Raw genomic sequence first — 13,364 nt, forward strand, 5'->3', positions numbered from 1 at the left:
CTATTGCCACCGCTATTTACCGTGGCAATTTTTATATTTTTTGCCGCTTCCACATGGACATGTTTCATTACGTCCGACCTCATGCTCTTTTACAATAGGTTGTGGTTTAACTTTTTCTTTGCCATCTTCAGCTGAAACGTGTTTACCTTCTAACTCTTTCGTTTTCTCACGTTCAACATCTTCTTCTACCGTGATGACAGATTTCAGGATATATTTGCTGACATCTTCTTCAATACTTTGCATCATTATATCGAACAATTGATGTCCTTCATTTTGATAGTCACGCAATGGATTTTGTTGACCATACGAACGTAAATGGATCCCTTGACGGAGTTGGTCCATTGTATCAATATGTGATGTCCAATGATTGTCGATTGAACGCAATAATATCATACGTTCAAACTCCGGCATACGGTCGCCAAGTTGATCTTTTTGACGATTATATGCAGCTTCAATTTTCGCCCAAATGACTTCAAACATATCTTCTCTATCTTTGCCATTAATTTCACTTTCTGTTAAGTCACCTTCATGTAAAAAGATATCTTGAACATAGTGAATCAGTGGTTCGTAATCCATCTTTTCTTCATCTTCATTCACGTAATGTAGCAATGCGCGATCTAATGTGGAATGCATCATTTGCATCACTAGGTCCGTACTATGATCTTGGTCAATAATTTGATTACGTTCTTCATACATGATTTCACGTTGTTTACGTAAAACTTCATCATATTCCAAAATACGTTTACGCGCATCAAAGTTGTTACCTTCTACACGTTTTTGTGCAGACTCTACAGCACGTGACACCATTTTAGATTCAATCGGCGTAGAATCATCCATCCCTAGACGACTCATCATCGCTTGCATACGTTCTGAACCGAAGCGCACCATCAAATCATCTTGTAATGATAAATAGAATCGACTGTCCCCTTTATCACCTTGACGACCTGAACGACCACGCAACTGATCATCAATACGGCGTGATTCATGACGTTCCGTGCCAATTACAGCTAGACCACCTAGCTCTTCAACACCTTCGCCTAGTTTAATGTCTGTCCCACGTCCAGCCATGTTTGTCGCAATCGTTACAGCGCCTCTTTGACCTGCACCGGAAACAATTTCTGCTTCTCTTTCATGATTTTTCGCATTAAGAACACTATGACGAATACCGCGTTTTTTCAATAAATTCGAGATATACTCCGATGTTTCAACTGCAACAGTACCTAATAAAACAGGTTGACCTTTGCGATGTTTTTCAATCACTTCTTCGACAACCGCATCAAATTTACCTTTTTGACTCACATAAATTAAATCTGAACGGTCGACACGTTGGACAGGTCGGTTCGTTGGAATTTGAGTTACAGTCATATTGTAAATGTTACGGAATTCTTCTTCCTCTGTTTTAGCCGTACCTGTCATACCTGCTAACTTGTTGTACATTCTGAAATAGTTTTGGAATGTAATCGACGCCATCGTCTTAGATTCGTTTTGAATTTGGACATTTTCTTTCGCTTCAATCGCTTGGTGTAAGCCTTCTGAGAAACGACGTCCTGGCATTGTACGACCTGTAAATTGGTCAACGATCAGAATTTCGCCACCCGTTACCATATAATCTACGTCACGCTGCATTGTATAATGCGCACGTAAAGCAAGGTTAATATGGTGAATCACATCTACATGTTTCACATCATATAAGTTTTCAATTTTAAACATACGTTCTGCCTTGTCAATACCTTGTTCCGTCAATTGAATACTTTTCGTTTGTACATCATAGTTATAATCTTCTTCAGCTTTAAGCATTTTTGAAAACACATTCGCTTGTGTATATAAAGATGTAGATTTCTCCGCTTCACCTGAAATAATTAAAGGCGTACGGGCTTCATCGATTAAAATCGAGTCGACTTCATCAATAATCGCAAAATGTAATGGACGCATAACACGGTCTTCTTTATAATTCACCATGTTGTCACGTAAATAGTCAAAGCCAAGTTCATTATTTGTACTGTATGTGATGTCTTTACTATAAGCTTCACGTTTTTCTACTGTACTTAAACTATTGAGATTCAATCCGACTGACAGACCTAAAAAATTGTACAGTTCTGCCATTTCCTCACTTTGAACGCTAGATAAATATTCGTTTACCGTAATAACGTGCACACCGCGACCAGTTAATGCATTTAAATAGGTTGGCATCGTTGCAGTTAATGTTTTACCTTCACCGGTTCTCATCTCTGCAATATCACCTTTATGAATGGCGATTCCACCCATGATTTGTACTTTATATGGTGTCATATTGAACACACGTTTAGAAGCTTCACGTACAAGTGCGAAGGCTTCCGGTAAAATATCATCTAATTTATTATTCTGTTTTTTAATGTCTTCTATTTGTTGAACTTCTTCTTGAAAAGCTTTCGTCTTTGCTCTCATTTCTTCATCAGTTAGCAACGCAATATCTTCTTCTAATGCGATGACTTTGTCTGCTAACTTACTTAAACGTTTGACTTCTCGTTTATTACCGTCAATCATTTTAGTTATCAAACCCATTTTGTTCGCTCCTTTAGCCATAAAACTGTGCCGCTTACAACTATCCATCATATCATTTTTCGGTATAAATTTATACTCAAACCACTTATATATATACGTATCATTTAACAATTTTATTATAATACCTCATACCGTCAAATAACAATGCATGATATTTCTTTATGATATTCGAATCAGCTTCCTACTTTATAGACGTTCGACGTATCAACCAAATCAAAAACTTGTAGTCAGGCTTTTGAATCAAACACACATAAATATTTCCTATCTGATAAAAGAAGGGACAAGCTTTAAATCTAATACATCTGATTAGATTTATACACTTGCCCCACCCTTTTTGCACGCATCATCACACGTTCAATCAAGACTTATAGTTATCAAATTGTTCTGCGCAATGAACGCTATCTCTTTATCATGATTAGAGATTATTCAGTTTCAATCAAACCGTATTTACCATCTTTACGACGATAAACAATGCTTGTACCATCTGTTTCACGATCATTAAACACGAAGAAGTCATGTCCTAATAAATTCATTTGTAGTACAGCTTCTTCTGAGTCCATTGGTTTTAAGCTGAACGTTTTAGAACGAATGATTTCGATATCAGACGCTGTTGCTTCTTGTTCCACTTCTGGTTCAGTCGCTTCAACTTCTGTAAATACATCCTCTTCATAACCACGGTCTCTGTTTTTACGATTGACACGTGTTTTATACTTACGAACTTGACGTTCAAGTTTATTATTAATTAAATCGATACCTGCATATAAATCATCGTGTCGTTCCTCTGCACGAAGCGTTACATTTTTCAATGGAATTGTCACTTCGATTTTAGTACTTGAATTTTGATATGTTTTCACTTTCACATGCGCTGTTGCATTTGGCACATTAGTGAAATAGCGTTCTAACTTACCAATTTTCTCCTCAATATAATTTCTAATAGCATCTGTGATTGTGAGGTTGTCTCCATGAATTTCAAAGTTAATCATAGTGCTCGCTCCTTTCAACCTCTTTTTATAATATATTCCTTACTTATATTTTAACATGTTTACGCTATCTCGCAAACGTTAACATACTTAATTTTCTGACTTTTTGTTGTAATAATACATTTCCAGCACAGTGAGCAGTGTGACCGGTCGTGTAAATATCATCAATAAGGAGAATACTTTTGTTTTCCAGAGAAATATCACTATCGAAGTAAATGGGATTATCGACTGCATAGCGTTCTGAACGTGATAATGCAAATTGTTTCGAGCGAGGACGCATTTTTAAACATGCGACATAAGGTAATTTCAAATGATGTAATATCGTTTGAACTGGATTAAAAGTGCGTTGTAAATCGTGATCTTGACTGGATGGCATCGGTACAATCAGTTCATCTTTTACAAGTTTTACCCGAATGTAATATGCAAAAACTTTCGCAAGTGCGACGTCATTTAAAAATTTATACTGCTGTAACAATGTCTTCATAAAATGATCATAATGAAAAAGTGGTTCAATGCGCTCAAATCGAACACCCATAGTGGTTAGGTTCTGACAATTGCGGCATCCTCCTGAGAGATCTAAATTGCCTTTACAATAGGCACATCGATTCGTCTCATTAAAACGACAATTTTCGATTAATTCATGACATTTCGGGCATAAAGTATGCGTTTTCGAAAAGAGGTTCGCCATTAAAATCGCTTCATGCATAGTGTTCATACAAAAAAGACAGTGTTTCATTTAATCCATCCTCGTTTCTTTGCGAGTTGATTCATTTCAACAATTTGACGATGAGCATCATACATCGCCCTTGTGCGTCCTTCATGCAAAAACAACACGTCACCATCTGGACAAACGGCTTTACGTCCTACACGTCCAGCGATTTGTATTAAGGCTGTTGAAGTATAGCGATGACTATCCACTACCCATACATCTAAATAAGGCATCGTGAACCCTCTTTCCAATATGGTTGTCGTTAACATGATGTCGTATAGACCCTTTCGTAAAGATTCAACCTTATATAACCGCTCAGGGTCTTCACTGTAAACCAATCCTAAACGGACCACTAAGGGCGCATACGTTTTAAAAAACCGCTTCATTTCACATATGTCACTGAAAAAAATTAAAGTTGTCCGTTGCTGTTCTTGCTGTGCTTTCATACGTGTTAATAAATAAAACTGCACTTTGTTCACTCGAACCTTAAAATATTTAAACCTAGGGGTCACTAGAGGATGCTGATGAAATCTTGCAGGTAAAGTAATTGTATGTGCATCATCAAATTGCGCTTTTAAATGCGGCGGCGGGGTTGCTGTCATATAGATGAGTGCTTTTTCCATTCTTGCTGCATTTTCAATCGTTTGCATTAAAGACGGGTCCATTGCGAGTGGAAAAGCATCAACTTCATCAATAAATATAACGTGAAAATGCCGCTTGAATCGATACAATTGGTGCACTGTCGCAATGACAAAATGTGCTGCATACTGCTGCCGACTCGCTTGATGTAAAATATCAATCGCTTCATTTAAAAATGTTTGCTTAATACGCCTACTCACTTCAATGACCACATCTAGCCGTGGTGAAACGACCGCGACATTATATCCTTGACGGCGTGCTTGAGCAATCGCTTCAAACATCATTTCAGTCTTACCTGCACCTGTCACCGCATGAAGTAATAATGATTCATGACGCAGCACAGCTTGAACAATATGCTCAGAAGCATATTGCTGTTGTGTCGACAGCTGAAAAGGCAACTGATACGCCGCTTCCGAACGACAAGTGACACTCCTCAATGTAAAAACATCTGTCACACTATCCATCCGCCCCATTTGAATGCAATGACGGCAATAGGTGATTGTGTCATTTATTACATCACTTTCATATTGATAAAAGTGATGTCGTTCCTCAGTTGCACATCGCGTACATCGCCATCCAGTTGATGTACGTGTCACCCCCTTTTCTACTTGTATAATTTGATTGTCATCGTATAAAGTCGCGTCTGTTATAAGTTGGCCATTAAAATACATTTTGAAGCTCCTTTCAATAGCATACACGTTCCAACGCCTCATTTTACTTTTTTTATCGGAAAAATTTTTCTGATCCGGTCCACTTTTAATACGATACCTCTCCAAAATAAAAACAGCCCCCTATCTTGGGAGCTGCTTTAAACTCATTTTATTGTTAACGTTCAACATTGACCGAATCAGGAACATCGATATAACGATTGACGACACCGATACCAAATCCACCTAATCCTAAATGTGATGTAATGACAGGTCCAAGCTCTGAAAAGACGATATTTTTATTCGGATACTTTTCTTTAAGACCGTTGTAAACGCCTTGAGACTCTGTTCTATCATCGCCACCAATGACCATAATCGTCGACTGTTCATACTGGTTCGATAATTCAACCGCTTTATCTTCAATTAACTTTAGCGCTCTTTTTTTCGTACGCACTTTTTCGTAAGGGACAATCAAACCATCTTCAAATGTCAATACAGGTTTCATTTTTAATAAATTTCCAATCCACGCTTGAGCACCTGTAATACGGCCACTTTTATGCAAGTTCTTCAAGTCATCTACAACTAAAAACGCCCCTACATGTTGTACCATATCGTCTAAGTCTGCCAATATTGCTTCGACATCTAATCCTTGTTCAATCAAGTCTAGAGCACGCAATACAAGTGATCCTTCAGGTAAACATGCAATTTTGGAATCGACTGGATGCACGCGAATCCCCTCGACCATTGTTGAAGCTTGCATCGCCGTTTGATATGCCCCACTGATACCACTTGAAAGATGTATAACAATAACATCCGTGTAACCTTCATCTCTATAGGCTTCGTACGCACTGATCATTTCACCAATGGCAGGTTGACTCGTTGTTGGGATAGATTTTGATGTTCTTAATATTTCATGAAATTCGTTTGCAAAGATTGAAATATTTTCTTTATAGTTTTCACCGTTTTCTAACGTAATACTTAACGGTACAGTACGAATATTATTCTTTTCTAATATATGTTGAGGGATATAGCTTGTTGAATCAGTCATGACAGCTATTTTCATGTTTTCTTCCTCCTCTAAAGCAAACACTTGATTTTCATCACGCATATGTGCAAAAACATTCATTATAGACAGTGCTCATTTTGGTATGAATGTATCTCGACAGTTTATTATATAACAAATTTCATCATGGAATGCTATTTTTTCAAATTTTCTTTATCATCGTGACATTCTTTATATCCACATATGTTACTATCATACTATATTTTGTAAAGTCATGTAGCATACTTTCGCATCTTTAAGTTAAATCTAAATATAGTATAATGAGTTAAGCAATTATTACAATAAAGGGTGACCTGTATGACAGATTCAGTAATTACAATTAAAGATGAACATATTATAGAAAACATCATTAGTAAATCTCGTTTCATTGCTCATATTAAACCGGTCCATGATGAAGATGAGGCAAAAGCATTTATTGAAGCGAAGAAAAAAGAACATCGAGAAGCAACGCATAACTGTTCGGCTTACACGATTGGTGATACGATGCTCATTCAAAAAGCACATGACGATGGCGAACCGACTGGCACGGCGGGTGTGCCAATGTTAGAAATGTTAAAAAAGTTAGATGTCCATGATGTCGCTGTAGTGGTGACACGCTACTTCGGTGGTATTAAACTTGGCACAGGTGGCCTCATACGTGCATATGGTGGTGCTGTACGCGATGTGATTCAAGATGTCGGTCGTGTCGCATTACGTCCGGCGATTCCTATCCGTATTTCAATGGCTTATGATTTAACTGGAAAATTTGAATACGAACTCCAATCAACCACTTTTATGCTTCGTGATACCGCATATACAGACCAAGTGACGTACCATATTGATGTCCTTGAAGAAGAATATGAGACATTCATTCAATTCGCCAATCAACATACACAAGGTAAATATACTTTAGAAGCTGACCCAGTGATGCGCTTACCGTTTGATATTGATTAATCTTATAACCTTGTACAATATCCTCTCTCGCGTACTTTCCATGTGGCATTCAAGGCAGTATGCTGTATGACAAAAGTATGGAGCGCTAGTTTCAACCTTGTAAAAACTTATCCCCCATCATGACGATGAGGGATAAGTAATATATGTTTCAATGTTTATTTTTTACTTCTTAATCGCTTTTGTCTCGCTATGAGGTCAAGTAATGGACGATAATCATCGTCTATTAAACCAGTGAATTCAACAATCAATTCAATCGTAATGACAATGAGGATGATCATTAAAAAGACGCCCCACGGTTGTGAGAGGTATAAAATAATACTCACGACACTGAACATAAACGCGATAGAATAGATTAAAATCACCGTCTGTCGATGCGTATAACCGAGTTCTAATAACTTGTGATGTAAGTGAGATTTATCGGCTTGCATAATATGTTGACCTTTTTTAACGCGGCGAATCATCGCAAAAAGTGTATCAATAAATGGCACTGCTAAAATAACGATCGGGAAAAACAAGGAAATAAACGTAATATTTTTAAAACCAAGTAGTGACACGAAACCGATAATAAAGCCGATACATAACGCGCCACTATCTCCCAAAAAGATTTTGGCTGGATGAAAGTTAAAAGCAAGAAATCCAAAAAGCGAACCAATCAGAACACTACAAATCATAATAATAAAAATATTGCCTTGTAAAATCGCAATAAATGCAATCGTCACAAGCGCAATGACAGAGACGCCTGCTGCAAGTCCATCTAAGCCATCAATCAAGTTAATCGCATTCGTAATGGCTACAATCCAAAAAATGGTAATTGGAATACTTAACCATCCAAAGTAAATCGTTGGCCCAATTGGAATGGAAATAAAATCGATAGTCACGCCGTACGACACAACGACTAATGCCGCTGCAATTTGGCCTATTAATTTAAGTATAGGTTTTAAGTCATATAAATCATCTATTAATCCAACAAAATACATAACAATTGCACCAAGTAATAGCGGCTTGATTTCTCGTTCAATCGGATGTCCAAGCCAAATCCCTATTAAGAAAGATAATAATATTGCCGTACCCCCAAGCATCGAAATGGGTTTAGTATGTATTTTACGGAAGTTGGGTTTATCTACAATATCTAGCTTTTTAGAAACGGCTATTACTATTGGTGTAATTATTAAACTGACTATCATCGAGACGCCAATGAGTGTTAAAGTATACATCAGTTCACCTACATTACACGGAATTTTTCTTCATTCGTCGTTCAACAACGGCAAAAATCATTCGAAACATTTGCTGTCTCATTCATTCGCAATCAAACGACTTCAGCACATTAGTTAAATACAAGACAACACACAAAACACAATTATACATTAATTATTTTTTATTATGTCAGTGTTGCCAATATATTTATTTTACATTAAATTAAAAGCACATTAAACCTATCAATTAAATTGAATGATGTATGTATAATTCATTAAATAAAAGCGCTGATAAGGTTAAAATACACGTTTATTTTATCACATCTTAGGACTCAAGTTCCTATAAAAACATTTTCAATCACATAAATCTTTACACGTTATAAAAAATAATGACAAATTGTAACATTTCACATACAATAACTAATGGTAAAGAAAAGGAGTCGCTTAATTATGATTGAAGCTATTATTTATAATATTTCAGTAACAATCGCTGGAATATATTTATTTCATCGTCTTCAATACGCTGAATCTCATGACTTTAGATTTTCAAAAAGTTATATTACCGTATTGATGACTATCGTTGGGTTGTTACTTGCATTTCAACCTATTCCAATCGAAAACTATATGATTCAACTTTCTTTTGTCCCTTTACTCTTTTTAGGCCGATATACAAATTCTTTTTACACAGTCTTCGCAGCAGTCATTATTGCGTTGGTCGGTTACTTTGTATTATCGACGACATTAACTTATGCTGTTTCGTTGTTAGTCATTGCAGCTATTGTAAGTACAATTGGACCATTTCTCAAGCAAAATCATGTCGTTTCGATCCAAATTTTAAATATTTTAAGCATTATTATTTTAACGATTATTGCAATGATTATGCCATCATTTGATACCGTAGAAGTGCTCTATTTAATCCCTATTTCAATGGTTGCAACATTAGTAACAGCCGTATTTTACGTCGACTTGCTCAGATTCTTCTCACTCATCGAACGTTACGAGAATGAAGATACTGTTGATTACTTAACCGGTTTAGGCAATGTAAAAGAATTTGACCGTCATTTAAACGAGATGGCACGTGTTGCAGAAAATGAACGACAAAGTTTAGCGTTACTATTAATTGATATTGATGGCTTTAAAGATGTGAACGATGCTTATACACATCATGCAGGTGATGCCGTATTAAAACAAATGTCTCACCTTTTACAAAACTACGTGCCTAAAAAAACACGCATTTTCCGAAACGGCGGCGAAGAATTTTCGATTGTCTTGCGTGATTGCTCTTTAGATGAATGTGTCAAACTTGCTGAAAGTATTCGTAAAGCTGTGGAAAAATCAAACTTCCATTTGCCAGACAAAATTGTCATTAAACTCTCCGTTTCTATTGGCGTCGGTTACATGACGAGTGAAAGTCATAAATCACAACGCAAATTATTTAAAGATGCTGATGATATGTTACATGTCGCGAAAAACGAGGGGCGTAACCAAGTGATGTTCAGCCCTATTATTAACCCAAAATAACGCATTAAAGCCACCTTACTTACACAACAGAGAGGTGGCTTTTTTATATGCTTTGATTCAATATTTGCTTGGTTTTAAGGTCTAGGATAGCGTTCCTACCACCCACTCATTAATGTATGAATAACGTGTGACACCCATGTATTGAAGCACCATTTTTTAAAGTTTGCAAAAACCATTAGACCCTCGAAAGATAAAGGCACAGCCGAAAATCCAATTCGCCTTCCATCTAACGCATACTTCAATCAAGCCGGATTTAGTTGAGGAAAGTCTCTTGGGAAAGGGAGAAATCGTTCAGCAACATTGACTTAACATAGGAATAGCTTTCTGACCTCTTTGTCCTAAAATAAAATAGCATTTCCTCCTTCCCACTTTATTTTCAGCCATTTGCCAAATCACATTTTCAAAACTTTCATTAAAACTAAGTATTAACTATTGCAAGTGGTATTATTCCCATGTAGACTGACTATTGATTGAGATGAAAGGAGACACAGCCATGGCAGAAGCACTCACGATTATTGATGAAAACAAAGTCATTGATGTCGTCCTACTTGCTGGTAAAGTTTTATTAGAAAGTGGCGCAGAAACCTATCGTGTAGAAGATACAATGGGCCGTATTGCAGCGAGTTTTGGTCTAGAAGATACATACGCCTTTGTCACATCAACAGCGATTATTTTTTCACTGAACGATCGAACGAATACTCGTCTTGTTCGGGTGCGTGAACGGACGACGGACCTAGAAAAGATTGCACTCGCTAACAATATTTCAAGGAAGATTTCGCGTAATACATTAACGTTAGACGAAGCAAAAGCGGAACTGATTCATCTAGAGCACGCTTCATTACAGTATTCATTTATCATTAAGTTTTTAGCTGCATCTATCGCATGTGGTTTCTTTTTATTTATGTTCGGCGGCGTTGGACATGATTTTATTTATGCCGTTATTGCTGGTGGCGCTGCATTTTTAACATTCGACTTAGTCCAGCGCTTTATTCAGATTAAATTTTTCTCAGAATTCATTAGTGCTACAGTTGTAATTACAGTGGCCGCCTTTTTCACTAAAAACGGTTGGGCTACCAATCAAGATATTATTACCATTGCCGGCGTCATGCCACTTGTACCAGGAATTTTAATTACCAATGCCATTCGTGATTTAATGGCGGGTGAACTTTTAGCAGGTATGTCACGGGGTGTAGAAGCTGCCCTCACTGCATTTGCGATTGGGGCCGGCGTTGCGATTGTATTACTTATTTTCTAGAAAGGTGTGAGGACATTGACTTATATTTTTTATTATATTGCGCAGTTTTTAATCAGCTTTGTTTCGACGATGCTATTTTCAATCATTTTCAATGCGCCGAAACGCCTTTTACTCGCATCAGGCTTTGTAGGTGCCATGGGTTGGTCCATTTATAAATTTACAGTTGATATGAACTATGGGATTGTCATGGCTGCTTTTTTAGGAAGTTTTATCCTTGCGATGATGAGTCATACGATGAGCCGTCGTTACAAGCGACCTGTCATTATTTTCATTGTACCGGGTATCATTCCATTAGTGCCTGGGGGTGCAGCATATGAAGCAACCCGTTTACTCGTAACAAATGCTTATACACCTGCAGTAAATCAATTTTTAGAGGTCACTTTAACATCAGGTGCCATCGCATTCGGAATTCTTTGTGCCGAAATCTTCTACTACATCTATACACGACTTAAACATGCCTATGGTAAACTTAAAGGAAAGCATTATCGTAAAGGATACCATATGAATAACCGTATCTAAGTAGACAAAAAGGAGTGTTAAGTATGAAAGAACAAATTATCGAAAGACTCTCACGTTACGTTAAAATTAATACACAATCTGATCCGAGTAGCGAGACAACCCCTTCAACTGAACGTCAATGGGATTTGCTTCATCTTTTAGAAAGCGAATTAAAAGCGATGGGGCTTGATACCGATTTAGATCGTCATGGTTACCTATTCGCCACATTAGAAGCGAATATTGAAACAGAGGCACCTACAATCGGTTTTTTAGCGCACGTAGATACATCACCTGATTTCAACGCCGCAAATGTAAATCCACAAATGATAGACAACTATGACGGCGGCGTCATCACTTTAGGTACTTCTGGCCGTGAAATTAACCCCGAAGTCTTTCCAGATATCCTCAAAGTCAAAGGGCATACATTAATGACAACAGACGGTACTTCCTTACTTGGTGCCGATGATAAAGCAGGTGTTGTCGAAATTATGGAAGCACTCCAATATTTGATTGCACATCCAGAAATTAAACATGGCCGTATTCGTGTTGGCTTTACCCCTGATGAAGAAATCGGTCGCGGTCCTCACAAATTCGACGTTGAACGTTTTGATGCAAATTTCGCGTATACAATGGATGGTAGCCAATTAGGTGAATTACAATTTGAAAGTTTTAACGCCGCAGAAGCAAAAATTACGTTTGATGGTGTGAATGTGCATCCAGGTTCTGCTAAAGATAAAATGGTTAATGCACTGAATTTAGCCAATGCGTTTCATCAAGCATTACCTGTCAATGAAGTTCCAGAGCATACGGAAGGTTACGAAGGCTTCTTCCACCTCATGGAATTGAATGGTAACGTTGAAAAAGCGACTGCACAATACATCATTCGTGACCATGACAGCACTTCTTTTGAAAACCGAAAACAACAACTTATTGAAATTCAAAAAGACATCAATGCACGTTATTATTATGATCCTGTACATCTCGTAATCAATGATCAATATCGCAACATGGCAGAAAAAATTAAGCCATTGCAACATATTATCGACATTCCAAAAGCGGTTTATGCTGACCTGAATATCACACCGAATACTGAGCCGATTCGTGGCGGCACAGATGGTTCACAACTTTCATTTATGGGCTTACCGACACCGAACTTATTTACTGGCTGTGATAACTTCCACGGCCCTTATGAATATGCTTCTATCGATGTCATGGCACAAGCCGTACAAGTCATCTTAGGCATCGTCCAAAAAGTAGCAGAAAAGTAAACCTTGTAAAAAGAGCAAGAAATAGAAGTGTTTGATGGTGATATCATCAATGTCTGTTAAACGATAAATGGATATAATCCCACAAAAATAGAGACTGGGAACTTTTTCAAACATTCC

At 37.3% G+C, this 13,364-nt stretch carries 11 protein-coding genes; 5 read left to right on the forward strand and 6 right to left on the reverse strand.

Going from position 1 to position 13,364, the window contains the following annotated elements:
* Positions 1 to 12: 12 nt before the first annotated feature.
* The 5 genes from secA to fakB1 form a co-directional block, all read right to left on the reverse strand.
* The gene (gene secA, locus BJK46_RS02300) at positions 13 to 2,541 is read right to left on the reverse strand and encodes a preprotein translocase subunit SecA (protein WP_014614505.1); all 2,529 of its coding nucleotides are present in this window, start codon (positions 2,539 to 2,541) and stop codon (positions 13 to 15) included.
* 422 nt (positions 2,542 to 2,963) lie between these two features.
* Entirely contained in the window at positions 2,964 to 3,524 is a 561-nt protein-coding gene (gene hpf / locus BJK46_RS02305) for a ribosome hibernation-promoting factor, HPF/YfiA family (protein WP_014614506.1), read from the reverse strand.
* A 64-nt stretch (positions 3,525 to 3,588) separates the two neighbouring features.
* Positions 3,589 to 4,005 (reverse strand): ComF family protein, encoded by a 417-nt coding sequence (locus BJK46_RS12390; protein WP_225549922.1) that lies wholly within the window; start codon positions 4,003 to 4,005, stop codon positions 3,589 to 3,591.
* 248 nt (positions 4,006 to 4,253) lie between these two features.
* Positions 4,254 to 5,540 carry a DEAD/DEAH box helicase family protein gene (locus BJK46_RS02315; protein ID WP_015728758.1) on the reverse strand — a complete coding sequence of 429 codons (1,287 nt, stop codon included), beginning with the start codon at positions 5,538 to 5,540 and terminating at the stop codon, positions 4,254 to 4,256.
* A 154-nt stretch (positions 5,541 to 5,694) separates the two neighbouring features.
* Positions 5,695 to 6,579: a fatty acid kinase binding subunit FakB1 gene (gene fakB1 / locus BJK46_RS02320; protein ID WP_041614914.1), complete on the reverse strand. Its 885-nt coding sequence runs from the start codon at positions 6,577 to 6,579 to the stop codon at positions 5,695 to 5,697.
* A 297-nt stretch (positions 6,580 to 6,876) separates the two neighbouring features.
* Between fakB1 and BJK46_RS02325 the strand changes: the two genes are divergently transcribed.
* A complete protein-coding gene (locus BJK46_RS02325) occupies positions 6,877 to 7,512 on the forward strand; it encodes a YigZ family protein (RefSeq protein WP_014614510.1) in 636 nt (211 codons plus the stop codon).
* 155 nt (positions 7,513 to 7,667) lie between these two features.
* Here the strand turns inward: BJK46_RS02325 and BJK46_RS02330 are convergent, their stop codons facing one another.
* A complete protein-coding gene (locus BJK46_RS02330) occupies positions 7,668 to 8,726 on the reverse strand; it encodes a glycosyltransferase family 4 protein (RefSeq protein ID WP_037543770.1) in 1,059 nt (352 codons plus the stop codon).
* Between the two features lie 429 nt (positions 8,727 to 9,155).
* Between BJK46_RS02330 and gdpS the strand changes: the two genes are divergently transcribed.
* From gdpS to pepT, 4 genes are all read left to right on the forward strand, one after another.
* Positions 9,156 to 10,226, forward strand: a complete 1,071-nt coding sequence (gene gdpS, locus BJK46_RS02335; protein ID WP_014614512.1) for a GGDEF domain-containing protein GdpS — start codon at positions 9,156 to 9,158, stop codon at positions 10,224 to 10,226.
* Positions 10,227 to 10,719: 493 nt separating this feature from the next.
* On the forward strand, positions 10,720 to 11,481 hold the full coding sequence (locus BJK46_RS02340) for a threonine/serine exporter family protein (RefSeq protein WP_014614513.1): 762 nt from the start codon (positions 10,720 to 10,722) through the stop codon (positions 11,479 to 11,481).
* Between the two features lie 15 nt (positions 11,482 to 11,496).
* Complete coding sequence (locus BJK46_RS02345; RefSeq protein WP_014614514.1) at positions 11,497 to 12,000, forward strand: threonine/serine exporter family protein; 504 nt, start codon at positions 11,497 to 11,499, stop codon at positions 11,998 to 12,000.
* A 23-nt stretch (positions 12,001 to 12,023) separates the two neighbouring features.
* On the forward strand, positions 12,024 to 13,247 hold the full coding sequence (gene pepT / locus BJK46_RS02350) for a peptidase T (protein WP_103263635.1): 1,224 nt from the start codon (positions 12,024 to 12,026) through the stop codon (positions 13,245 to 13,247).
* Positions 13,248 to 13,364: the final 117 nt, after the last annotated feature.

Origin of the sequence: Staphylococcus pseudintermedius, from assembly GCF_001792775.2 — a bacterium.
Classification (GTDB): Bacteria; Bacillota; Bacilli; order Staphylococcales; family Staphylococcaceae; genus Staphylococcus; species Staphylococcus pseudintermedius.

What these genes read in the sequence shown, in the direction of transcription:
- BJK46_RS12390 (WP_225549922.1), bottom strand. Translation starts at nt 4,005, where the DNA reads ATGAAGACATTGTTACAGCAGTATAAATTTTTAAATGACGTCGCACTT.
- BJK46_RS02325 (WP_014614510.1), top strand. Translation starts at nt 6,877, where the DNA reads ATGACAGATTCAGTAATTACAATTAAAGATGAACATATTATAGAAAAC.
- secA (WP_014614505.1), bottom strand. Translation starts at nt 2,541, where the DNA reads ATGGGTTTGATAACTAAAATGATTGACGGTAATAAACGAGAAGTCAAA.
- gdpS (WP_014614512.1), top strand. Translation starts at nt 9,156, where the DNA reads ATGATTGAAGCTATTATTTATAATATTTCAGTAACAATCGCTGGAATA.
- fakB1 (WP_041614914.1), bottom strand. Translation starts at nt 6,579, where the DNA reads ATGAAAATAGCTGTCATGACTGATTCAACAAGCTATATCCCTCAACAT.
- BJK46_RS02330 (WP_037543770.1), bottom strand. Translation starts at nt 8,726, where the DNA reads ATGTATACTTTAACACTCATTGGCGTCTCGATGATAGTCAGTTTAATA.
- pepT (WP_103263635.1), top strand. Translation starts at nt 12,024, where the DNA reads ATGAAAGAACAAATTATCGAAAGACTCTCACGTTACGTTAAAATTAAT.
- hpf (WP_014614506.1), bottom strand. Translation starts at nt 3,524, where the DNA reads ATGATTAACTTTGAAATTCATGGAGACAACCTCACAATCACAGATGCT.
- BJK46_RS02340 (WP_014614513.1), top strand. Translation starts at nt 10,720, where the DNA reads ATGGCAGAAGCACTCACGATTATTGATGAAAACAAAGTCATTGATGTC.
- BJK46_RS02315 (WP_015728758.1), bottom strand. Translation starts at nt 5,540, where the DNA reads ATGTATTTTAATGGCCAACTTATAACAGACGCGACTTTATACGATGAC.